The organism is Endobacterium cereale (assembly GCF_009617585.1).
GTDB classification, from domain to species: domain Bacteria; phylum Pseudomonadota; class Alphaproteobacteria; order Rhizobiales; family Rhizobiaceae; genus Neorhizobium; species Neorhizobium cereale.
The window spans coordinates 21,967-45,440 of record NZ_WIXI01000039.1 but is presented as its reverse complement, the minus strand read 5'-3'; the positions used below and the strand labels follow the sequence as shown (position 1 = coordinate 45,440).

At 56.0% G+C, this 23,474-nt stretch carries 21 protein-coding genes; 18 read left to right on the top strand and 3 right to left on the bottom strand.

Annotated features, from left to right (window positions below; translation table 11 throughout):
• Nucleotides 1-185 precede the first annotated feature (185 nt).
• The 18 genes from tssI (at nucleotide 186) to GAO09_RS08330 (ending at nucleotide 19,616) form a co-directional block, all read left to right on the top strand.
• Nucleotides 186-2,300: a type VI secretion system tip protein TssI/VgrG gene (gene tssI / locus GAO09_RS08420; RefSeq protein ID WP_153353583.1), complete on the top strand. Its 2,115-nt coding sequence runs from the start codon at nucleotides 186-188 to the stop codon at nucleotides 2,298-2,300.
• A 5-nt stretch (nucleotides 2,301-2,305) separates the two neighbouring features.
• Nucleotides 2,306-3,589, top strand: coding sequence for a hypothetical protein (locus tag GAO09_RS08415; protein WP_153353582.1), 1,284 nt, complete (start codon nucleotides 2,306-2,308; stop codon nucleotides 3,587-3,589).
• A 6-nt stretch (nucleotides 3,590-3,595) separates the two neighbouring features.
• A complete protein-coding gene (locus GAO09_RS08410; RefSeq protein WP_153353581.1) occupies nucleotides 3,596-4,819 on the top strand; it encodes a hypothetical protein in 1,224 nt (407 codons plus the stop codon).
• Between the two features lie 262 nt (nucleotides 4,820-5,081).
• Nucleotides 5,082-5,525: a hypothetical protein gene (locus tag GAO09_RS08405; protein WP_153353580.1), complete on the top strand. Its 444-nt coding sequence runs from the start codon at nucleotides 5,082-5,084 to the stop codon at nucleotides 5,523-5,525.
• Nucleotides 5,526-5,545: 20 nt separating this feature from the next.
• Nucleotides 5,546-6,637, top strand: a complete 1,092-nt coding sequence (locus GAO09_RS08400; RefSeq protein ID WP_153353579.1) for a DUF2169 family type VI secretion system accessory protein — start codon at nucleotides 5,546-5,548, stop codon at nucleotides 6,635-6,637.
• 2 nt (nucleotides 6,638-6,639) lie between these two features.
• Nucleotides 6,640-7,749 carry a DUF4150 domain-containing protein gene (locus GAO09_RS08395; protein WP_153353578.1) on the top strand — a complete coding sequence of 370 codons (1,110 nt, stop codon included), beginning with the start codon at nucleotides 6,640-6,642 and terminating at the stop codon, nucleotides 7,747-7,749.
• 22 nt (nucleotides 7,750-7,771) lie between these two features.
• Entirely contained in the window at nucleotides 7,772-8,704 is a 933-nt protein-coding gene (locus tag GAO09_RS08390) for a DUF3396 domain-containing protein (protein WP_153353577.1), read from the top strand.
• 23 nt (nucleotides 8,705-8,727) lie between these two features.
• Complete coding sequence (locus tag GAO09_RS08385) at nucleotides 8,728-9,576, top strand: hypothetical protein (RefSeq protein ID WP_153353576.1); 849 nt, start codon at nucleotides 8,728-8,730, stop codon at nucleotides 9,574-9,576.
• A gap of 3 nt (nucleotides 9,577-9,579) precedes the next feature.
• Nucleotides 9,580-10,698: a hypothetical protein gene (locus GAO09_RS08380; RefSeq protein ID WP_153353575.1), complete on the top strand. Its 1,119-nt coding sequence runs from the start codon at nucleotides 9,580-9,582 to the stop codon at nucleotides 10,696-10,698.
• Nucleotides 10,699-11,085: 387 nt separating this feature from the next.
• Nucleotides 11,086-12,219, top strand: a complete 1,134-nt coding sequence (locus GAO09_RS08375; RefSeq protein ID WP_153353574.1) for an RHE_PE00001 family protein — start codon at nucleotides 11,086-11,088, stop codon at nucleotides 12,217-12,219.
• 254 nt (nucleotides 12,220-12,473) lie between these two features.
• Entirely contained in the window at nucleotides 12,474-12,926 is a 453-nt protein-coding gene (locus GAO09_RS08370) for a hypothetical protein (RefSeq protein ID WP_235937996.1), read from the top strand.
• A 12-nt stretch (nucleotides 12,927-12,938) separates the two neighbouring features.
• A complete protein-coding gene (locus GAO09_RS08365; RefSeq protein ID WP_004119883.1) occupies nucleotides 12,939-14,039 on the top strand; it encodes a helix-turn-helix domain-containing protein in 1,101 nt (366 codons plus the stop codon).
• Between the two features lie 106 nt (nucleotides 14,040-14,145).
• On the top strand, nucleotides 14,146-14,556 hold the full coding sequence (locus GAO09_RS08360) for a hypothetical protein (protein ID WP_235937995.1): 411 nt from the start codon (nucleotides 14,146-14,148) through the stop codon (nucleotides 14,554-14,556).
• A 15-nt stretch (nucleotides 14,557-14,571) separates the two neighbouring features.
• The gene (locus tag GAO09_RS08355; RefSeq protein WP_153353572.1) at nucleotides 14,572-15,561 is read left to right on the top strand and encodes a hypothetical protein; all 990 of its coding nucleotides are present in this window, start codon (nucleotides 14,572-14,574) and stop codon (nucleotides 15,559-15,561) included.
• A gap of 227 nt (nucleotides 15,562-15,788) precedes the next feature.
• Nucleotides 15,789-16,547: a DUF5677 domain-containing protein gene (locus tag GAO09_RS08350; protein ID WP_235937994.1), complete on the top strand. Its 759-nt coding sequence runs from the start codon at nucleotides 15,789-15,791 to the stop codon at nucleotides 16,545-16,547.
• A 23-nt stretch (nucleotides 16,548-16,570) separates the two neighbouring features.
• Nucleotides 16,571-17,647 (top strand): hypothetical protein, encoded by a 1,077-nt coding sequence (locus GAO09_RS29950; RefSeq protein WP_235937993.1) that lies wholly within the window; start codon nucleotides 16,571-16,573, stop codon nucleotides 17,645-17,647.
• A 153-nt stretch (nucleotides 17,648-17,800) separates the two neighbouring features.
• Nucleotides 17,801-18,388, top strand: a complete 588-nt coding sequence (locus GAO09_RS08335; protein WP_338015058.1) for a helix-turn-helix domain-containing protein — start codon at nucleotides 17,801-17,803, stop codon at nucleotides 18,386-18,388.
• Nucleotides 18,381-19,616, top strand: coding sequence for a type II toxin-antitoxin system HipA family toxin (locus tag GAO09_RS08330; protein ID WP_153353571.1), 1,236 nt, complete (start codon nucleotides 18,381-18,383; stop codon nucleotides 19,614-19,616). Before GAO09_RS08335 ends, GAO09_RS08330 begins: the two co-directional genes overlap by 8 nt.
• Before the next feature lie 84 nt (nucleotides 19,617-19,700).
• Here the strand turns inward: GAO09_RS08330 and GAO09_RS08325 are convergent, their stop codons facing one another.
• From GAO09_RS08325 to GAO09_RS08315, 3 genes are all read right to left on the bottom strand, one after another.
• A complete protein-coding gene (locus GAO09_RS08325; RefSeq protein WP_153353570.1) occupies nucleotides 19,701-20,840 on the bottom strand; it encodes a UvrD-helicase domain-containing protein in 1,140 nt (379 codons plus the stop codon).
• A gap of 147 nt (nucleotides 20,841-20,987) precedes the next feature.
• Nucleotides 20,988-21,800, bottom strand: coding sequence for an IS5 family transposase (locus GAO09_RS08320; RefSeq protein WP_153353569.1), 813 nt, complete (start codon nucleotides 21,798-21,800; stop codon nucleotides 20,988-20,990).
• Between the two features lie 55 nt (nucleotides 21,801-21,855).
• On the bottom strand, nucleotides 21,856-23,379 hold the full coding sequence (locus GAO09_RS08315; RefSeq protein ID WP_235937992.1) for an ATP-dependent nuclease: 1,524 nt from the start codon (nucleotides 23,377-23,379) through the stop codon (nucleotides 21,856-21,858).
• Between the last annotated feature and the right edge of the window lie 95 nt (nucleotides 23,380-23,474).

Sequence of the window (23,474 nt, the reverse complement as noted above, 5' to 3'; positions counted from 1 at the left end):
GCCTTTGCAACTGCTAGGCTCCGTAAATTCCCCCAATCTGCGAAACCTTGCCCATTCAGGGTTGACCTGACGGAGTGCGGCTCTAGTTTTCGCGGCGATTAAGACGTGCATTTTTTCGCATCATCGGTTTCCGTTTCGTGGCTCCTATGGTGTTTTTCTTGGTTTTCAGATTGCCGGAGCCGACCATGGACAATGCATCTTCCGCCGCCGATTTCATCCAGGCGAGCCGCATTCTCAAGATCAACTCTCCGCTGGGAGAAGACCAGCTTCTGGCCGAGCGCGTGACGATCCAGGAAGGCATTTCCTCCCTGTTCGAGATCCATCTCGTCGCCCGCACCAAGAAGGAGCAGATCAAGCCGGAAGACCTGATCGGCCGCCTGCTCGATGTCTCCGTCGAGGTACAGCAGGGTGACGGCGAGGATATCCCGGCCATCCGTCGCCCGTTCAACGGTTTGGTCACCGAACTCAACGAAGGCCCGCCGATCACACGCGGCCTGCGTTCCTATGCCATGGTGCTGCGCCCGCAGATGTGGCTGCTCACACGCCGTTCCGATTGCCGTATCTGGATGGACAAGACGTCGATCGAGATCGCCGAAATCCTGTTTTCCGAACATGGCATTCCCGCACCGGATACGTCAGGCGTGATTACATCTCCGCCCAAACAACACTATTCTGTCCAGTTCAACGAGCGAGACTTCGACTATCTCTGCCGTCGTTTTGAGGAAGACGGCCTGTTCTACTGGTTCAGCCACGAAGACGGCAAACACAAGCTGCATGTGGCAGATACCGCCAATGGCTGGCTCGGCCCATCAGCCTCGGCGCAGGGTGAAAAGAGAGTGCGCCTCGCGCAAGGCTCGTCCGACCGCAACCACATCAATGAATGGGCCCGCCGTTTTTCCTATGTGCCGGGCCAGCGCGCCGGCGCCGACTGGAATTTCGAGACCCCCCGCATGGTGCCGGGCACGATGACGCCGTCTCTGGTGCAGATGCCGGATGCGACCAAACGCGAGCTTTACGAATACCCGGCCCGCATCTCCTCGGTTGCTGAAGCCGAACGAGCGCAAAAACTGCGCGCCCAGGCGTCGGAAGCCGACCACGACCGCGTGTTCGGCGCCTCCACCAGCCGGATCATCGAAACCGGCCGCCGTTTTACACCGTATGAAGTCGCCCATCCTGATCATTCCTACGAAGAACATGTGATCATCAAGTCGATCCAGACGGTGGTGGACCGCTCTTACGAAACCAACAGCAACGAACCGGAATATCGCAACGAGTTCGAGGCTGTCCCCTCCCGCGTGCCGATGACGCCTCACCGTGAAACCAAACGCCCGCGCATTGAAGGTACACAAGTGGCAATCGTCGCCGGTCCCGAAGGCGAAGAAATCCACCCGGACCAGTACGGCCGGATCAAGGTGTGGTTCCCGTGGGACCGAAAGGCCAAGAAGGACGGATCTGACACCTGCTGGGTGCGTGTGGCACAGACCTGGGCGGGTGGAGGCTGGGGTGGCCAGACCATTCCGCGCATCGGCATGGAAGTGATGGTGGCCTATGTCGATGGTGATCCCGATCGGCCGCTGGTAACGGGTGTTGTGCCAAATACGGCCAATGGTGTGCCTTACGATCTGCCGGCCAACAAGACGCGCATGGTGATGCGATCAAATACGCACAAGGGGCAGGGCTTCAATGAAATGTCCTTCGAGGATGAAGCCGGAAAAGAGCAACTGTTCCTGCACGCCCAGAAGGACCACGACATTCACGTTCTCAACGACACTCGAGAGCGGATTGAGCATGACCGCCATCAGCACGTGGCAAACGACAAGACTGGTTTCGTCGGTGGTGACTACGAGCAGGTTGTGACGGGCAACGTTTCTATAGCTGTCGGGCAGAATAAACTCACCGAATACCTCTTGTCGCGCACCATGAACATGTTTGGTAATTTTTCCGACTTCATGCAGAAGATGCGAATTCCAGACCCCTTCAATTTTGCCAAGGGCAACTATCAGATGTTCATTGAAAAGAACAAATCTGAGATAGTTCATGGTGGGAGTTCGGAAATTGTCGGCGTCGCGAAGTCTACGATCGTTGGCAACCTCCTTCAAACGACGGTAGGCAAGAAAATGAGCCTGATCGTTAGGGGGCGGTATGATGCGGATATCGGCCGAGTTCATAACATCAATGTTGGTCACCAGTTCAACATTCGCGTCGGCGAAAACGTTTTGATTACGATGTCTAAGGAAGGCGATGTGACGATCAAGGCAAAGCGGATCCGTTTCCAGGCTGATCGTATTGACGAGAATTAATCGTCATGAGCGACAAAAACCAATCACAAGCTTCTAATCTCGATTATTGGCGCGGAAACCCGAATTTCGGGCCTGTCTTGCCGCCGCTCTTTCGGCGTTCCTCGCGGGAAGAAGAGGCATTGCGTCAGGTGGTGCGCAAGGACCTGGAAGGGTTTTGCCCCACACCTTCAGCCACACAGAGCGTCCGTCCACCTTACAAGCCTGGCTATGAGCCAGGCTCCTACCTAAAACCCTGGCGCTTCTCCCCCACGACCGACGGGGCGGCAGGTCCCTTGCTTGGCGAGCAGACACCGCGCGAGCATCAGAATACGATGTTGTCTTCGGACGGTTTTGCTACCGATGCATCTCATATCGAGACGGAAGGGGATCCCCAGCAGGTTGCCAAGGAAGCTGAACAGCGGCCGGCTAACGAACTAATCAAACAGGAAGAGAAAAAAGAAGACGAGGACGAGACGCACGATCCGGAGGTGAAAACTTCGGCCAAAAGCAAAGTGGAATCCGAAGAAGGGTACGAACGATCCCGGACGACATACGAGGACGGTTCCACCGAGAGTAAAAAGGGACACACTTCAACTTTCAAGGAAACCGGAAAGCCAATCAAAGGCAAGTACGAAGCCGGCTCGAACCTCGATCAAAAGTTTTACGATGAGTCCTACAAAGTCCTTGAGGACAAGGATGGCTTTGCTCAGGGCAAGATGAGTGTCTTCAACGCCTCAAGCAAGGCGACTGTCGGCTATACCGGGTCGGACGACTGGGTCGGCGGCAACGCGAACATCACCGCGAAGGCAGGAGTGTCCGGTGCAGTAAGCTTGATCGAGGGGGAGGGCACTCTTAACAAAGACGGGCTGCTCAACGCAAAGGGCGGCTTTGAGGTCGGGAAATTGGAGGGGGCCCTCGAAGCTGGGATCAAGGTCGGCACTTACAACGGCTCTCCCACCTTCGTTACCACTGGCAAGGCAGGCATAGACGCGACGCTTGGACAGATCAATGGCGGAGTAGGGGTATCCGTCACTCCTGCACGCGCGATCAATTTCGTCGTACATTCCTTCAACGGCGTAGCAGAGTGGGCGGAGTGGGACACCCGACTTGATAAAGTCGGCAAGGAATGGGACTGGGGATTTTTTGTTGAAATTGGTGGAGAAGCAAGTATTGGCGGGGCGCTTGCCGTGGAGGGAGAGATGGGTGATCTCGAGGACGGCAAAGTCGGCGCGAGACTAAAAGGCAAGGCGGCGTTTGGTCCTGGCGCTGGCATTAAGGCTGGTTTCGGCCTGCAAACACCGGAGAAGTAACCTGACATGATGCACCAGCAGTACATCAAATCTTATAAACTCGGTGAAATGTGTCGAAAGGCCATGCTGGCATTTGCGGTTGGTGCGTCATCACTTTTTACCCTTTTCATTTCCGAGGTGGCCATGGCCCAGACCTATTCGACTGAAAGAATTCTTGCGATCTCCAGCGAGTTGTCAGGTAAATACTCTCGGAAGAAGATTGATCTCGGCGAAACTGGTTTCAGCTTTTCGTCGATCTTGAACGACAAGATGGATATCTGGACGGAAACGGCGCCTCAGGAGAAAGAGGGTGTAATCGCCCGAATCTACGAGCCGGAGGACCGCGACAGGCTCATGATCGAGGTCCATCGTCTCCGGTTCCCATCTTTCGCTGATGCACAAACTGCCGGCTACGGGTTCCTTGCCATCAATGGCTACAATCGGATCCTCCAAGATCAAGAAAAAGGCAACAGTGTTTTCGGCTTTCTCGCCGGCAGCGAGTTCAAGGAAGGTGCTGGCTACAGCCGTATGAGTCGAGTTGCCGCCATCAGTCGTGGGCGTGACGTGCTCGTTATCCATGCGGCATTCGATTACGAGGATTATCCGGAATACGAGGATGCGTTGTCCCGCTTTTTCGGCGGGCTGCGGATGCATGATGACGGCGATGCTTTGGCGAGCCTGCGGGAGGAGAAAGCCAAGGGCGGAGAGACTTTCCTTTATCCCCAGAACTGGGATGTCAAAAAGGTCGACAGCAGCGGCAAGCCCGAGGGTACAAGCGATTACAACCTGTCACTTGATGGGGAGGAATATCCCAATCTTGTTGTCCACATTCGCCCAGTCGATCTGACGAAAGGTCGAGAGGTTGCCGCGGAGATGATATCCACGTTCACCAAGCAGATCGATCAGAGTGGGCAAACGTCATTTGCAGGTGATGCCGAAATGCAAACGATCAAGAACACGTCCGGCGAAACAGTCGCGCATGCCTACGCGCGCGCTTGGGATATGGCAGCCGGCGGACACTTCGTTTCCGAAATTTACGTCCAGAAAAATACATCGCCGTCGATCTCAGTTCTTGGACTGAATACTTATGATGCTCGGCGAAACATCCGGTCGTTTGATGCGGAAGCCCGTCAGATGGTTTTCAACGGTTGGGTGACTGGTGTGTCCGCATTTTCGGTTGCCAAGATATCACTAGGGCAGGAACGCAGCGAAATCGAGCGACAGTTTGATCTGAGGGCAGTGGGACGCTGATGTTTTCATATTTCACACCCCGGCAGACTGAGAGCCAGAAAAGAGACTGGAGGTCTTTGCCCGGCGAGCAGATGCCGAATTGGGGGAGGCCCATATCTTTCCTGTTCGGCCTGATCTGCTCGAGGCTGTTTTTCAGACTTTTTGCTTTGCTTGCTTTTGTAGCTGCCGGTGCGTTCAGCCGTTTGTTGGGCGGACCGATGCGTGAACCTATCCTCGACGTGAAAAAGCATGCTTCCTGCGGAAATTGCGGAGTTGTCCTTTCATGAAGCACGATCTTGCAGCCAATCTTTTGCCGCTCTCCCAGCCCATCGACGCCTCGGCGGATAGAGGTCAGTTTTGCCTTCATCTCATTCTGGAAGTGCCGGATACCGGCGTTCCGATTATTGCAGGCGTGGATCCCGCGAATGTCATATCCGGCACCCAGTTCGGAGCAGACACGGTCGGGTGTCTGGCAATCGGGATGAACCTCGCAGCCGGACCCGTCCTTCTGATCGGCCATGTGCCGTTTGATGCAATTGCACGCGCTTTCTCTCAGGGCGTGTTGTCTCCAGCGCATAAACGCGCGGATACGCCTCTTTCCCTCAAATGTGGTCGCTCTGAACTGCGCCTCTATCCCGATGGCCGCGTGCGCATTCTGGGTGACGACATTTCCATCGAAGCACTTGGGCGGATAGGCCTCAAGGGCGCCGTTGTCGAACTCAACTGAGATCCGGGGAGACCTGCGCGATGTGGACGCTGGCCAACCGTACACCCTTCGCCGCCTTTTCGGGTTTCGATCGCGACAAGGACGGGCGGAGCTATTGGCTGGTCTGGGCGAAGGCGACCTTTCGCATGCGCTATCAACGGACTTGTCTCTTCGAGCGCAAGCAGGTCGATCTTTTTCGCGCACCGGTCTGGCGTGAGGGTGTCGGCGTCAGCGATCTGGTCGCTGACCTTGATATCGGCCTTCCGAAGGTTCGGCCGGATGTTGTCGTGACCGGCCATGCCTATCGACCGGCGACGACAGCGATTGATGAGCCCTACACGGTGTCCGCCTCCATCGGCGAGTGGTCGAAGTCCCTTTCGGTACAGCCTGCCATGATCTGGTCAGACCGTTTGCAGCCACAATTGCAGAGCGGCGATGATCCCGTTTTCCTTGGCTTCAGCCAGACGTTCGGCGGCACCGATCAGGCAAGCGACACGGGACTTGCACAGGAGCATCCGGGCAACCCTCTCGGATTGGGTTACTGGAAAACCGAGGCTGCAGCAAAAGGCAAGGCGCTTCCGCGTTTGTATGCGCAAGGTGCGGAGCCCTTGAAACAATGGGATGGCAGTGCCGAGCCGGCAGCCTTTTGCGCCATTCCTAAATCATGGCCGCAGCGTGCGCAGCATTCCGGCACCTACGACCAGAACTGGATGCGCCGGAAATCACCGCTTCTGCCTGATGATCTTCATGAGGATTACTGGCAGAGTGTGTCGGTTGACCAGCAACTCGATCATGCGCCGCCGGAAGGCCTGACGGTTACGTTGACCAATATGCTGCCCGACGGCGGAGATGCGTCGCTTCGACAGTTCACCACCGAGCTGCCGACCCTGCAATTCGAGTCGATGACGCGTTTCAAAAGCCGTTGGCAGGAAACACCGATGACGCTGCAAACCGTTCATCTTTTTCCTGACGATGGTTTGTTGACGCTGTCCTATTGCGGCGCCATGCCTCTGATGAGTGCCGCCAATGACGTGCTGGTAGAGCGCAGCGAGCTGACATTGCGGGGACAGTCCGGGTTCCGTGTGCGGCCTGAGGATACCGAGTGCTTCGACGGCCTCGGCATGGAGGTTTGACGATGCCGAATACCGTTTCCGCCAATGGCTTCACCATCTCGCACAAGGGCACGGGTGGCTATGAGAAGAACTCGACGCCTGACGTCTGCCTGACGCCGTCCGGGCCTGTGCCGGTGCCTTATTCGATCATATCGTTCTCTCGTGACCTGATCCGTGGCACACGCACCGTTTTCGCAGACGGCGGCCACTCGGTGGCCATCAGAGGATCGGCGCATACACCGGGTTATGGCGACGAGCCGGGCACCGCCAAGGGCGTGATGTCGGGCACGAACCTGCATGAATCCACCTGGATAACCTATTCACCGAACGTCTACGCAGAAGGCAAGAATATCTGCCGCCTGTCGGACAAGCTGTTCATGAATAACAAGAACTGCATCTCCGGCGCTGGCGGGCATTATGAGCCGCCTGCGGGTCTTTCGGAAGTGATGAAAGAACTCTGCAAGATTTTCTGCCAGGTTCGCGAGGAGTGGCACGATTGCAAGAAAAAGGGCGGGAATTGCCGAACGCCCTCCAACATCGCCAAGGACAGGACGACCGCTGCGCTCAACAAAGGTGACAGTGCGCTGTCTCGAGCGATCGGCCGCCGTTATCCAGGCGCCATCGGTCATGCGGAAAAGGCGTTTTATTCTTCTGCCGACAAGCTCTTTGAGGGAGCGCGAAAGATCTATGACCGCGCGGGCCTGGAGCGTGCCATCAAGCGGCAGGTCGACAAACTCGTAAAACGCAAAATTGTCCAAAAGGGCGTTAAAATGGCCGGGAAGGCCTGGATGAAGCTTGTTCCCGGTCTGAACATACTTTCGACCATCGTCGATGCGGCCGACCTCGCTTATACCGGTTGCGAAATCTACGACATGATCAAGCAATCGGAGATGATTGTGGACAAGGCCATCAAGGTTGTTCCAGATGTTGCCATTCAAGGGCCGGATGGCGACCTGATCGATGTTTACGACTACAAGTTTGACGATCCCGATACGGGATATCAGGACAACTGGCAGGAGAAACAAAAGCAGGAAGAAGCGTATCGCAGAGCCTCGGGCCAGAACCCGAAAAAGGTGGATAATGCCACTTGTGACTGCGATAAGAAGGGCGGCCTAGTCGTCCCGTCCGCCTGACCTGAAAAATCCGGAGTTTTGAATGACCGACCTACTTTTGTACAATGGCAATCCCTCTGCTGTGCCCGCATTCAGGATCATCGCGATTGTCGAAGGCGATATTCATGCAGAGCCGAGCCGTAGTGCATTGGCAGCGATTTACAGTCGGTTCGAGGCTGCGTTTGGAGAGAGCGCCAATGTGACTGCCTACAACTTTCCCGGACATACGGGAAAGATCCGTTGGACCAATCCGGACTTGATTACGGACGGCCAGAACTTCTTTCGGCGTGACAGCACCGAATATGGCGAGGGTATTCGCCGCTATGGATATGCGATTGAGGAATTCAAGGAACCGGCTGTTCCGTATTTTTGCGTCGAACAGCGCAGTCATTTCCATTTCCTGGAAATCGATCTTCCCGAAACCGCGCCATCGATCCGCGAATTTGCGGACTTCGTGACCGAGGAGTTGCTTAAGGTGCGCGTGATAACCGGCGTGATGGGGTTTGGTTTCTTTCTGCCGCCGTACAAAGGCAGCCTCGAATTTATTCTGGGCGCTGCCGCCGCGCGATTTAAGGCAGCGATCGAGATTTCTCCATCAATGGTGATGGATGGAGTTCGGCGCGAAGGTTCAGCTTATCGCTGGAAATCAGGAGAAAAGGCCGGCATTGCGGATATCGGCTGGCGAACTCTGGTCGGTGCGGAGTTCTGGGATCGTCTTCCACCGATGGAAGACATCGGAAGCCAACCCGATATTGCCGTCGATAAGTCGGACACCGTGTTGAGTATTACGGCGGGCTCCGAGCCCATCTGGGGAGATGTCAATAAGGGTGAGGCTATCGATGCATACCGGGCCGTTGCGGCTTATCTTTCGCCGGTGCAAATGCCTGCAGGTTGCATGAAGGCGTTTGCCTTCGGGGGAACCGGTGAGCCGGCCCATAATGACAAGGTTGAAGCCTACCTTTCCCGTTTCGAATAATCACTTTCATCGGAGAATACCGCGTGTCCAGCCTGGTCAAAGAGACCCTGAAACAACCCCTTTCAAATCTTCCGATTTATCTGCGCAGTTTCCGACTCGACGTCATCTACAACGACGACATGGCGCCCGACGACGAGCGCCGTGAAGTGCTCGAAGAAGCGTTTACCGAGCTTGAAGATGCCTTGCGTCTCGGCTTTTTCTGCTGGGACAGGTTTCCAACGCGCGAAACAGCCGAGGTCCATGTCGGCTGGAGTGACGAAGGCAATATGTCGGTGACCGTTTCGTCTGAAGGTGTTCATTACAACGCACTTGTCGCGGCCATTCGTATCGTGGCGCGGCTTCATCACACCAGCCAGGAAGGCTATGAGGCCATGCGCGCGCTTCTTGGTGAGGACGCAGATGCGCTGTCGCCGCCAACAAGCTTTCGACAGAATGTTGCATCACTGGAGATTTCAGATGTGACGGCTGCCGAACACGGGGAGGCTGCGGCGACCGATGTTCTGAATTTTACCGCCGAGGGCATATCCTTCCCCGCGTTTGCCGCTTTTCGGGATGAGGTCAGCGAGAATTACGCCGGCGACAGGCTGATCGTCACATCAAGCGCGGGTCAGGGCTTTCCCGCCGGGGATCTCGATGACGTCGAGGATTGTTTCCTCAGTCTCTTCGGCAGTGGCGTGTTTACGTCCATCAGCAATCTCGACAGCGAAATCCCGGACAACGAGGCCGAAATCTTTACACGCCAGCATAATGGTCAGGTCGAACTTCTGTTTGGAGATTACGGCGACCAGAAATACGGGATGCTTGAATTCCTCAATGTGGTGGCCGGTGGGCGGATAACTGATCTGAATGTCCGCAGCGAAAGCGATGGTTGATCCGTGACATTCGAGCTTATTGAATGCGGTCTCTCAACGGCGCTGGCTCCGAGCGCCGAAGCCACGCTTGCAGCGATTACGGCGGATAAAACGGTTCTGTTTCGCAACGAGCGTTTTCTCGGGCAGGATTTTCAGCCGCAACTTTGCGCGTTTCGGGATGGAGACACGATCGGTCGTTTTGCTGATCGCGCCCGCGAATTGCTGGCGGAAGCGACCGAAGATTTCATCACCCGCCTGTCTTCGTCTGTCCCGGCGTTATCGGAAGCGCGTCGCAAAACGATCAAGCTGATCCTGTTGCTCCCTGAGGTTGACGAAGCCGGTGGTCTGGACAAGGGCTCGCGCGGCACGCTCGGGCAGGAGTTGGCCGCCAATATTCAGAATGCGGTCAATCATGCTTGCGACCTTCGTTTTTCCTCGACGGTGATGCGCGCTGTCGGTCACGCCGGTGTAGGGTCGGCCATCGCTGATTGTTTTCTGGAAAGCAGATCAGACGATTCGCCTATGATTATGATCGCGGCTGTCGACAGCTACAGCGATCACCGTCGGCTTAATCGTCTCAACGACCAGAAACGACTGTTCAGCAAGCAAAACCAGTTTGGTTTTGTTCCCGGCGAGGCGGCAGGCATGCTTTTGTTCTCGGGTCAGAGTAAAGTGTCGTCGCATCCGCAGGTCCTGGGTGCCGGCAACTTCGTTGAACCCACACTGGAATACGAGCAGGCCGAGAGCGCATTCACGGCGCTCAGCGACGCGGCATTTGCGGCCGCCGACATGGCCGCACGCGAAGGGCAGACGAAATTGATCAACGCCTGGATTGCCGACTGGAACAATAGTCGCTACCGCGCGACGGAGCTGTCTTTCGCCATGCACCGACTTAATCCATTCTGCTTGCAGGAGGGAGTGGAGCCTGTTTACCCTTCTTTGCGCTTAGGCGATGTCGGCGCCGCCTATGGGTGCCTCTCGATCATTCTCGCGCGTTCGCAGCAGTCGTTCGATGCCGCTTTTAATGGCAGCGACGCTGACGCACATACAGATATGCGAGTCCTGATATCGGCAGGCAGTGGTTACAGCGGATTGCGATCTGCCATGGTAATCGAAACGCGCGACAACTATCGATCAGCTTGATTAAGCGGAACCAGTCTCCCTGGGATGGTTCCGCTTATTGCCTGCGAGGATCATTGAAATCTTCCAGATTGGCCGGAATGCTTCCGATGGCGGTTATCCTACAGCTGCGTTTGGCTGGAAGCCGCTTGCCCTCCCAACGTTTTAGACGGCTTATGCCAACACAGTATTCCGTTTCCATCCATCCTCGCCGCAATCTGCCTGAAAGACCGGAATACTGGGCGTTTCCGCTCATCAAGGGCGACCGACATACGGATTTTGGCGCTGAAATCGATAACCATCGATAAGCAGTACTTATCGATGGTTAGAACACCAACCGGCAATTATACCATGTGAGGAACATCAATAACCAGATAGCGTTCCTTTAGGAAATCGTTTACCATAAAATCAATGGCTTACGATCTCGCGAAGTTGTCTATCTCAAACTTGGTTGGGCCTGCTTTTGAAGCGGGCATTGCCATAGCCCGTCTCGACGAGCGCATCGCCCGCTCGCCGGTCGGCGTGGGCTTTCTCGAGCGCCAAAACTTCGCCGACGCCTGCGCCTCGCTGTGGATCGACGGCGAGCTTGTCCATCTCGAAGACCTCGTCCTCCATGACGCTTTCCGAGACACCCGCACACCCACCCACGAGCTGACAATCGCCCGCGACGTTTTACGAACCCGCCGGCGCATTGCCAGCCAGTCCGCCGACTGGGCTTTGTCGACGGATGGTGTCGGAGCTTTGCGACAGACGTCGGACACCAACGCGGTCGGCTCCGAGGCGTCGACGGAAGTCGCCATCCGGCGTGCGGTCTCGGCTAATCCGGAAGGGGAGGGGGAAGATGACGATGCGGAAAATCTGCCCGGCGTCGATCTTGCCGCCATCGATGCTGTGCTGGCCAGATCGGAGGCTGCGATCGAGAGCGCAAAGCGGCCCGGCCGCGCGGACGCTAGCAGGCCGAGCGAACGAGATCCTCTCGTCTATGATCTCGACTGGGACGAGGATGCCCGGCTCGACGAATGGCGCGGCGTGCTGCGCCAGGCACAAGAACTGCCGGCGGTGCTGCAGGCAATTATCGCACTCGATGCCTGGAACGAGCTTTTGGTCCTGCAGCACGCACCTTGGCTCGGCCGGCTATTTGCTGCGTCGATCATAAGGGAAGCAGGTATCACCACCGGCGCCCATCTCGCAGCCATCAATCTTGGCCTTAAAACCATACCCGTCGATCGGCGCCGAAGCCGTGATCGTGAGACAAGGCTGCTCGCCATCGCCCACGGGCTTTTGGCGGCCGCCGAGATCGGCATGAAAGAACATGACCGGCTTGTGTTGGCGCGCACACTGATGGAGCGAAAACTGGAGGGGCGACGGACCTCGTCCAAACTGCCAAAACTGGTCGAGCTTGTTATGGCACGCCCCCTTGTGTCAGCAAAAATGGTGGCCAAAACGCTCGAGGTCACGCCGCAGGCGGCGCGGCGGATCGTTTTGGAACTCGGCCTCAGAGAGATGACGGGGAGGGGGAGGTTTCGGGCGTGGGGCGTCCTGTGAATTAGTCGAATACATTCTTCTAGCTTGACCATGTTAATTTTTTCCTCCACAAATGAGGTTAAGAAAATTAACATGAGTCGGCGGCATGGAAAATATCAGCCCAAAGACAATCACTAGTTCTGAGATTGGCGACCTTTACCTTGCTCGCCTGGAACTTGAGCGTGAGAAATTGATCGCGGCAGGTCATCACGCACTTGCTGCTGCTGCGACAGCCTCACCACTGCATCCCACCAATGCCGCCGGCATGTTCGCGTATGGACGGAGTGAAGGGCCTTCGAGCCGAAAACCTCGGTGGAAATTGGGAGATCTTTAGCGAGGAAGGTGTGGAAGGCATACGCAATGACGTCCTCAAGCTTCGAGTTCTCTTTGTAAATGTCAATCAAGCCTGCCGCAAAGCGGATCCTAAAGCGCGGTCTCGAAAAGGCGCTGGCTCCGAACGCGTGGCTTGTGGCGATATGTTTGAAGCTGCCGGTATCGACCTCCCTATCAGCGTGGTCAAGTTTCATGGAGACCACAAAACAAATTACCTGATGGTCGATCAGTTTGGCGCAATGGAACTCAGCTTACCTGTGGTGAAGAATGGCCAATTCCTTCGCTGTATCGATCGCGTATTTTTGATTGAGGGTGGCGATCTGGACGCGATCGATTTTGGCATCAATGAACCGACCAACGATCCGGATCTGGATATCGTCGTCAGTCGAAAATAAAGCCGAACAATCATGTTCAATGGAAAGAGACTCAGCCTCGCCAGAAAACGGCAGAAGCTGACAGCGAAGGAACTGGCAGAAAAGGCCGGCGTATCGCCGGTCACAATCACGCGGCTTGAAACCGGTCAGAACCAGGCTGATTCTGGAACACTTGAGAAACTCGCAGAGGTTCTCGGTTATCCCGTGCAGTTTTTCTTCAAGGAAGACCCGGCACTCCTTTCAGCAGAAATCGTCAGCTTTCGCAGCCTGTCGAGCATGACCGCGAAAGAAAGAAATGCTGCCCTCTCGGCCGGCGATAACGGGGTCGAAGTATATGAGTGGCTTGAAAATCGATACAATCTACCGGCGTTGGATTTGCCGCATTTCGACCCGGAATTGACACCTGAAGCTGCCGCCGATGCTCTCCGCCAGCACTGGGGCCTCAGCTACCAACCCATCGCAAACATGATGAAACTGATGGAGGCCAAAGGCATCCGCGTCCTGGGGCTAGAAGAAACCACGGCAAATGTCGATGCATTCTCGTTCTGGCAAAATGACAAAGCGTATGTGTTTCTGAACTCGTTCAAATCGGCGGAGCGTAGTATTTTTGATGCGGCTCACGAACTGGGCCATTTGGTCCTGCACAGGCATGGCCAAACCTCAGGTGCGGACGAAGATACACGCACGGCCGAGGTGGAGGCAAACCGCTTCGCTTCCGCCTTTCTAATGCCGGAGGAAGACGTTAGGGTCAGAATGCCCCGTCTTATAACGGCTGATCTCATTTTACGGGCGAAGAAAAGGTGGCGCGTCTCTGCAATGGCGCTGGCATACCGACTGGCACATCTTACCAGACCCATGCTCTCCGAATGGCAATACCGTTCCATATGTATCGAGCTTGGGAAACGCGGTTATCGCACGAGCGAACCTGACGGCATCCCCAGGGAAACGTCTGTGCTATGGGGGAAGGTTCTATCCCAGCTTTGGGCGGAGCGGAAAAGTCTCGTGGACGTTGCCGATGAGCTATCGCTTCCAATGACTGAGGTCGAACGACTTTTATTTTGTATTCTGCCCCAGCACGGAACCGACAATGAGGGTGGTGAAGTCCGACGCTCGAAGCTCAGTATCGTGAAATAGACGTCAAGATTGAGTGGACGCGATGACCAGGGATCACACGAGTCATGGCAAATGGTCCGAAGCTGGGGTGCCCAAAAAGGGATGGTCATGTGTCGGGATCGAGGATTTGGGTGAGCCTTCCCAGCTTTGCGAAATGTGCGAAAGCGTCACCATCCGCTACGTCCATTATATGGAGCACGGCCAGACCACGGAATCATTGGCGGTTGGCTGCGTCTGTGCCGAACATATGGAAGAGGACTATGTCCGTCCGAAAGAACGGGAGAGGGGATTAAGGAGCCTCGCCAAACGCCGTAAGACATGGGCCGAGCGCTCGTGGAAACGTTCGGCCAAGGGCAATGATTACATCAACACCGAAGGATATAAGCTGACGGTATTCCCCAAAAATGCAGGCTTTGGCGTGGTGGTAACGAACCGCAAGAACGGTGCGACCCGCAGCGGCAACAAGGAATTCGCATCCGTGGAAGAGGCAAGGGCAGGGGCGTTGACCGCGCTGGTCTGGGCCAAGACGCACTTGTAGTCAGCGTGAGGAAGCATGACGGAGACCACCGAGGAAGAGCGACCGATCACCGTGCCCAGCATTGGTATTTCAGTCCAAGGCATGGAAGAAAAAGCAGGCGAGAAGCTCGCCTATTGCGTCGGCAATTATGTGCGGGAGTTGAGCCGTTACATCAATCTCGAGCGGCTGGACGGCATCACCATCGCCGTCGATTACAAGGAAGCGCTTCTCGCACTCGATAGAGGATATGAGACGGACCACCGCCTAACGCCCAGTTCCGAGCTGGTCGAAGGCGTTGCGATGGCGCCGAGCGTCATCCGAGACGGTATTCTCAAATCGCATTTGGTACTGAACGCTGCCTATATCTATTCACTGCCGGACGAGGAAGATGAGCACTACGCCCATTCCCTGCATCTGCTCGCTCATGAATGCGCACATGTCGAACTCACCATGACGACTGACAAGGCGTTCCCCGATACGCTGCTAAAAAAAATCTACGATGATGCCGCAGATGCCTGCGAAGGGCAGGCCGAAAACGCCTGCTGGGATGAGTATGCGGCTTGCCGTATCGCAGCCCCGTTCGGCCGAGATCCTCTGCAGGATTACGCCAATGCATTCATCACACATCTCGACGAGACGATGAACCGGGCAAACGAATGTATCCGGCGCTATCGCACCGATCACGATCATGACCGAGTACTCTCCGAGGTCGTGCGGTATTACCAGAACCTGATGACGAGCGGCAGCTATCTGCTCGGCCATATGGACGGTCACGGCTTGACGATAGACGATGTGCCTGCGGTTCGCGGGGCGCTGGGAGGGCATTGGTTCGCACCGTTTTTCGAAAGGCTGCGCACCGCGCTAAGAGAACTGTGGGCCAGGTACGGGCAATGGGAAGATCGAAGCGAATTCGCACCGATCGGCGAGATCATCATCGATGTGCTGGGCGAGGGTGGCTTCTTCTTCCAATGGGACGAGCACGGCAATTGCGGCTTCCGCATTCCGTTTACGTTCGCCACGATGTAGGAACGGCCATATAAAGACACGGGTGCTCTTCAGTATGAGGCTGACGGTACGGAAAAGGCTGCTGCGGTCGAGTTCGCCTCTCTCGACAAAGGTTTGGCGCTGACGGCTGCCGACTTCCTTACTATCGCGTAGTCGCATCGCATTCCGCCGAACCATTTGGCGGTGGGATTATCCTCCGGGATAGCTATTTGACTCCACATGTACCGGTGGCAACCAGGAAGAATCGCATGAATGATGATCAGCCCCAGATAAATGAAGCATGGCTGCAATGGATGAGGGATTTCCGCATGGCTGCGGCGAAGCTCGCGGACGTTGACAGCTTCGATGCGCCGGAAGGCGAAGAGCCCGAGCTGCTGTTCGTGAAATTCGCGCTGTTCGCCCGTGCCCTGACATTGTTCGACACGGCATTGTTGCTCGCTGAGCATGACAAGGTGCTCGATGTGCGCAGTACCTGCCGCAAGGTCGTCGAATGCGCGATCCATATGGATGCGGCGCGCCGCAAGCCTGATTATCTGCAGGCGCTCAAGGATGACGAAGCCAAGAGTAAATGGTCGAGAGCCAAGGCGCTTAAGGACATGCAGACGGACCTTGATGCCGGGTCGCGTAAGCTGCTGCAGGAATTCCTGAATGACAAGAAGGGCGCGCAGTTAAAGCCGAGTGACCTGAGCAAGGACAGCCAGTTCCCGCGCATGGTGCACATGTATCGTGAGATCTCGGCCGACACGGCACATGTCACCTACAGCTCGCTATTGCGGCATCGTTCGTTCCTGGCGGACGGGACCGCATTGTTCAGCCTCGATCCCCTGCTGGAGGAAGACGAGCTGCAGGAGACGCTGAACATACTCGGCCTCGCCGTTTTGCTGTGCGTCTTCAGCCTTGTGCGCATGATACCCACCATGGTGGGCGACGAAGCATTCTATGACCTGCATGCCCGCTACAAGGTGCTTGCCGCCGGCGGGCAGGCGCAGCTGGGTGAAACCGCATGAGGCGAGCGGAGTGAGGGGCTAATATGGATACGAGCGACACGCCGCGACAAGAGGTGTCTGCCTCCACGCTTCCACAGATTCAGGTGACGGTACGGGGCATCACCAACCAGTACGGCGCCGAATGCCTCGGGCAGCAGATGTTCCACATTCTGCGCGAGGTCGGGGAATATATCGATATCAGCGCGCTCGACGGTGTGACCGTAGCGGTCGATTACGATGAGGCGCTGCGTGACCTCGATCGCGGCGTCGAAGGGCTGGCGCCGTTGAGCCGTACCAATGACGAGGGCTTGGCCGGCGTCGGAAAGAGTATCGTGGTCATGCGTGGCGACGCCGTGAAGACGCATATCGTTTTGTCGGCGGGTCCGGTATGCCCGATTGTGCTCGAGGAGGCCGATCGCGACGAAGAGGATTTCCGTACGGCCATTGCCATCATCGCCCATGAATGCGCGCATGTCGAAGAAAACGCCTTTCGCGAGGACCAATTCCCTGGCATCCATTTTCGTCCGCCGACCGGACATTTCATCCGCGATCACGAGCAGCATTTCGCCGAAGCCTGCTGGGGTGAATACGCGGTCTGCCGTTTGTCGGCGGGGTTCGCGGTCAACGAGGAAGCCCGTTTCCGCGACAATTTGGCCGTCCGGCTGAAGGATTGCCGTAGCAGGGCGCGCGATGCCATCCGGTCCTATCGCCTGCATGGCAATGTGGTGCGGGTCTTTGAGGAAGTCGGTATCGTCATCCTTGAGCCCTTGCGGATCGCATCCTACCTGTTCGGCCATCTGGACGGGATGAACAAATACGACACCCTCTGCGAGGTAGCGCCCGAATTGCCGACCGAGGATCAGGCTTTTCTCAGGGTCATCGGTCGGCTGGTGGAGCAGCTGCGCGGCCTATGGGATACGCGTGGGGGCTGGCCGAGCTATGATGCACTGATCGATGTTGGTGCGGTCGGGTTCCAGCTTTTCGAGGAATTCGGCGTGCATTGCCAGCCGCAACCTGACGGGCAGGCCTATATCAGTGTCCCTTTCACAACGGATACGATGCCGGCAGGGTCTGCACAGGCCGATCTGTTGCGCATCCTGATGGGTGGCTACAGAGGCTAGAACCATATTATGAGCCTGTACTGCTGCACCGATATATGATTATATATAAACCACCTCAGTGATGCGGTTCTGTGTATCAATGTTGCACTCTTCTGCAGAGTTGTCTATATATTATCCTGTATAGACGGTATCATGTGATACAGGATAGTGATCGTGGCATACAAGACAGAGCATATAACGCAGCAATTACGCGCTGCCAGGGAAGGGCAGAAAGTAAGCCAGCGTGAGCTGAGCGCACGTTCGGGCCTGACGCAAAGCCATATTTCCCAGATCGAACGGGGCACGATGGAGCCCGGACTAGGCAGCCTGGTGGATGTGGCGCGTGCACTCGACCTCGAGATCGTACTTGCGCCAAAGAAGCTGATGCCGGCGATCCGCAATATCCTCGATAGCAGCTCGACGTCAAATGATGTCCTTACATCCGACCAGCGCAAACTCGTGGCTCGTCTCGAGCGATGGTTGGCGCAGTTCGGCTATGGGGCTGGAACAAGGGCCGACGCGGACATATTCAAGGATAGCCTGGCCCTCCTTCGGCATTTGCCTTTGACCCCTGACGAGCTGGACATACTCAAGCGGGCAGCCGACCGCCTGGAGACTTCCCGGGCCGATAAGATGTCACGGCAAGAAATGGGCGCAATCGCGCGCGAGATAAGACAGCTGCGCAACGCCGCAGTGCATCGCGACCGCGATGACGCGGTCCCGCGCTCGGCCTACGCACTGGATGAGGACGACGATGCCTAAAGTCACGGTGCTCGATGTCAAGCTAAACGGCGAACCGGTCGCCACCCTGACGAACCTGCAGGATGGCCGCTCGATCTTCGCATTCAACGAGGGCTATATCGAAGACGAGAAGCGGCCCACACTCAGCCTGTCATTCAAGGACCCGTTCGGCGCACTGGTTACGAAGTTCCGTCCGTATAACATGGTGGTCCCGCCGTTCTTTTCGAACCTGTTGCCGGAAGGTCCGTTGCGCAAATACCTCGCCGAGCGCGCCGGCGTAAAACAGACGCGGGAGTTTTTCCTGCTCTGGATGCTCGGCCGCGACCTGCCTGGTGCGGTAACGGTACACCCCTCCGACGGCGATGACCTGCCGCCTGATGATGAGCAGGCTTCTGTCGAAGCGCGACCGAATGCGTTGCGCTTTTCGCTGGCCGGGGTGCAGTTGAAATTCTCGGCCTTCAAGAACACCGCGAAGGGAGGCGGCCTGACTATTCCGGCCGAGGGTACAGGTGGATCATGGATCGTAAAGCTGCCCTCCCAGCAGTATAGCGGCGTGCCAGAAAACGAATTCTCAATGATGACTATCGCCGGCATGATGGGCATGGATGTGCCGGAGATCCAGTTGGTCGAGCTGGATGCAGTGAGCGGCTTGCCAAAGGGCGTGGGCGAACTGCATGGGCAAGCGCTCGCTATTAGACGTTTCGACCGTACACCGGAGGGCCCGGTACACATCGAGGATTTTGCGCAAGTGTTCGGCGTGAAGCCGGATGACAAGTACAGCAAGGGCAATTACCGGATGATCGCCCGCGTCCTCGGCATCGAGACGAGCACGGCCGACGTGGCGGAGTTCATCCGCCGGTTGGTCTTCAGCACACTGATCGGCAATGGCGACATGCATCTGAAAAATTGGTCTCTGATCTACCCCGATCGCCGCACTCCTGCGCTCTCGCCGGCTTACGATTTGCTATCGACCATCCCCTATATCGAGGGAGAGGATACGGCGGCGCTTAACTTTTCACGCACGAAAAGAATGGCGGAGCTATCGAAGGATGAGCTTGCACATCTGGCCGCCAAGTCGGCGCTGTCCGAAAAGCTGGTCCTCGACACAGCACGCGAGACGGTCGAACGGTTTATGGATGTGTGGAAAAACGAGAAAAACAACCTGCCGATGGCCGCGAAGGTGCGCGAGACTATCGATGCACATCTGCCCACAATCGACCTGTATCGGGAATTCAACGAAGCCACCTAGAAAAATGGCATCATCGGAAGATGATGCCCCACCGCCAAGAATGAAATCATAGATCTATATAGGGTGCATTTCCGGAAATTTTCGCTACTGGAACAATGTGAATCCTGGAACGACTTCACCATCGGCAAGGTCATGGACCACCGCTACCGTATGCCTTGCGCGGGTTAGGGCAACATAGAGTTTTGCACGGGTTTCGGCTTTCAACGCCGATTGGGCGCCCTTCAGCCAGTCCATCATTTCTTTCGTCGGATAGATAATGACGCGGTGAAAACCGAGCCCCTTGGATCGTCCGAACGTAAGCGACGGCAGTGCTGCAGATGCAACCTTAACGGCGGAACTCCATCGCAGCTGTACCGGTCGTCCGGTCTTGAGATAGCGTGGCAGATCGTTACGTCGGACGATGTAGAGACCCGCATCATCAGGGACCGGCTGCCTACAGTCGGCGCATTTACATGCAGTCGCTGCCGTCAATTTTGGATAAAGCTTCGACGATAGTTCGCAGATCGCGGTGCTATTGCGATGCGATGCCATGAGGCTGGTCACATCAATATCGCACGTGACTTTTCGGGGAAGTTCCGCCCGAATGAAGTCGGCAATCCCCCCATCCCTATACTTTTTAAGACGAGCCTCCAGATGAGTGACGTAGGTGACCTGCCGGGGATCACCCACCATGACGACGTTAGAAGGGCTCTTGAAGAGAGCGGTCAAAATGTCGAGGTCGTAGCCTGCAAGATCCTGGACTTCATCCACGAAAATAAAGGGATAAATACGGGAAAGCCGCTCGATGACGGCGCCGTCTGCTGCCTCGTTGCATCGCACCACCAGCCTCGCCAATTTGTCCGAATAGACGCGATTTCGACGGTCGAAGTAGCAGCGCCGGCAATCTTCTTCACCCCAATACACGGGGCGGTCTTGCCGGTCGCGACCGCGAAAACCGGATCTCTGCGAAACCAGAAGCATGCCGGCAACTTCCCAATCGAACAGCTTGCCTTGAAAGGGCTTGATGCCGTGCTCGATTAGCAGACTAAACCAGGTCTGGATATGCACGTTGCCCGGAACTGAGCCATGGATTTCGAAAAATTTGCGCCGGATCTCCTCTTCGTTCGATTCCGTGTAGGTGGTGATGAGGACGCGCTTCTTTTCAACAGCAAGCGCCTGCCTGACGAGGTAGGTGGTCTTCCCCGAGCCTGCCGCAGCTATGACAAGCTTATTCGGCCCCATCATTTGGCGATCGCATCCAGAATATACTTCGGGTAACTGATTTTTGTCTTGGCCGAGAAGATCGCCAGCGCGCACTCGGTCTTGTTGTTTTTCATATAACGATGAAGGCCATCGAGATTATGCTTGGTTTCAAAGAGTCCGTCCGAGAATTCATGATGGTCGTGCGATGCGCCTTGTCAGCGTCATGATGGATGCAGCATAGAGAAATGCTTCGGCCGACTTTATCGTTGCCTCCGGGTCTTTCCACAGTCGTCGATTTCGGCTGATCCAGGCGAAGAAACGCTCGACGACCCAGCGCTTTGGATGAACGGCAAAGCCGACCTGATCCTTGGGCTTACGGACGATCTCGACATCGACCAGCGTCGCATTCTGCGGCCTGTCACCTGAATATCCCATGTCGGCGAATGCCTTTTCTACGAAGGGAAAGGACTTGCGGGATACCTGCAGAACAGGGATCGCGCCGTCTCTGTCTTGAATATCGGCAGGCTGGGGATCAAGGACCAGCGCACGACCATCCATGTCCACCATCGCCTGTCGCTTGCGACCTTTGACCTTCTTGCCCGCATCATAGCCGCGCGGACCACCGCTCTCGGTGGTCTTGACGCTCTGGCTGTCCAGAACAGCGGCGCTCGGCGAGGCCTGTCGTCCGACCCGCTCACGATCCGTTGCAACCAGGCAACGGTTGATCCGCGTGAACAGCCCGCTATCGCGCCATCGGCAGAAATAACCGAACACCGTGCTCTTGGGCGGCAGGTCTTTCGGGATAAGCCGCCACGGGATACCGCCACGCAGAACGTAGAAGATGGCGTTGACGATCTCACGCACAGGCCAAACTGGTTTGCGCCCTCTGCGGGCCGGTTGAGGAAACAGCGGGGCGAGCACCTCCCATTCTCTATCCGTCAGGTCGGTTTCATATCGGGGCTGGTTGCGACTATACTGCCGCCGGGTGGTCGGGTTCCACATGGCGCTTCCATTCTGGCTTTGAACACCGTCTTGGAATCATCATCGGCCCGATCACTCAACTCAATTCTCGGACAGGCTCAAAGAGCTCATTGAAGGTCTCAACGCTGTTCGATTTGACCAGTTTCGGCTCGAGGGTGTTGTAATTGAACGGTTTGCCATTGAGGACCAGGTCGCCCTTATCCACCAAAGGGTCATAGCAGATTTTGATATGTTCGACGTCCTTGTATTTGGCGTATTTCTTTTCGAGTGCAGCAGTATCGCCGTCATTATCGGTCGCGACCACGACCGGGATTTTCAGCGCGGTCGCCAGTTCGAGAAAACGCAGGAATGAAAGTCCGACCGAAATGACATCGATTTCATCCTCGATCGGCAATTTGCCATCGTTGGCATCCATATAGGCCCGCTGGACGACCAACTCGTCCGCATCGCCTTCGACGAGGATCGACTTCTGCGACAACACGAGACGAAGCGTGTCGTAACCAGGCAGCTTATGGAAGAAATCACTCGCTTTCAGATCTTTGATCCGTGTGACCTTCGCATCGCGCAGCAGTACCAAGTGGTCCAGTCCAAGTTTGTTCGCGACGAAGCTGCTATGTGTGGTGATGATGACCTGCTTGTCGCTATTGTCCGTGCTGATGTCGCCGATAAGCTGGTTGAGCTTTGAGTGCGAAAGGTGGTTTTCCGGCTCCTCGATCAGCAATACCGTCGCTTCGCTGTTCTTTTTGCTGCTCAGCGCAAGGCGTGTCTTGACGATGCACTGCTCGCCCTTGCCGATATAGTGGAACGGCACCTCGTTAATATAGGTCATCAAGCTGTTTTCCCACGCATTGTGGGACGACATATCGACGGAAATACTCACATCTTTGCGGCTGATTTTCGCTGCTTCCGCCAGCCTTTTATTGATGGCGCTAACATTGCCGTCGGCCTTGAAAGCATCTTTCAATTTCCGGTGGGCCTGCGATATCGCCACACGTTCCTTTTCGTCGAGAAATTCCCTGACGATGCGGGAGATATACATATCCGAACCGCTCTGAACGCGTGTACTCGTGGAATCGATTAGCGCCGATTTGATGGGGACGCCTCGAGCCGTCGCCGGTTGGCGGGAGAACTCCGACCATTGAACCTGATAGAATTCCAAGGGTATCGAGTTGATCTCCTTGCTCTTCAGTAACTCGGTATAGGCACCGTCATATTTCTTATCGAACTCGATCGAGAAGAGGAGGCCGCGTGCCTTGTCGTTTTTCTCGGAATTCCCGTTTCCGCGCAGGTCTTCCAACGTATCGCTATCACCGCCGAAAAACAGCTCGATCTGGATTCCCGGCGGATCGAGAGGTTGTTTCGAGGCGATGCTGTCCAGATACGCCCGCTCGACCTTCCGGTTAAAAAGATAGGGAGATAGTTCGTTGCGCAGGTATTTCCCGTTCAGCATACCCGTCAGGCATAGATGGATAGCTTCGAGCAGCGTGGATTTTCCGGCTTCGTTGTTGCCGACGATGATGTTGACACCCTGATTGAAATCGACCTCGAACCAGCCTTCGAAACATTTGAAGTTCTTGATTTTGACTTTCTCGATATACATCGACTTCCCTATTTCCAGCGAGGCAAGAATTCCAAATTGACACAGCTTTGGCGCGAACAATACGTTGCAAATGTAGGGTGATGCGAATCATCGGT